Genomic DNA, 299 nt, shown 5'->3' with positions numbered 1-299 from the left:
CTTGCATCGGAAACAGGCGCGGTGGCGGCGGCCTCGGGCGCTCGCTGTTCGATCTCCACCGGAGCGGGCCGGACGGCGGGCGCTCCTGCCGGCACCGTCACCGAGCCAGGGCCTTCGGCCGGACCATTCGAGCGCCATTCGATGACGCGGTAGAACGACGTTGCCTCGCCCATGGAGGCAGGGCGGGATTGGCTCGGCTGCAACGCCGGCGCGGGTGCGACGGCGGGCCGAGACGGATCGTTCAGGCGTGCCCGCGCCAGGCGCTCGGCGAGCAAGGGCATGCTGAACTCGAAGAACGC

At 71.9% G+C, this 299-nt stretch carries 1 pseudogene; it reads right to left on the bottom strand.

Annotation, left to right across the window (positions count from 1 at the left end):
- Positions 1-299 (bottom strand): annotated as a pseudogene (locus EN861_RS35740) (hypothetical protein); the annotation flags it as partial.

This window comes from Mesorhizobium sp. M8A.F.Ca.ET.218.01.1.1 (assembly GCF_004791165.1).
Taxonomy (GTDB): domain Bacteria; phylum Pseudomonadota; class Alphaproteobacteria; order Rhizobiales; family Rhizobiaceae; genus Mesorhizobium.
This window is presented reverse-complemented; position numbering and strand designations above follow the sequence as displayed.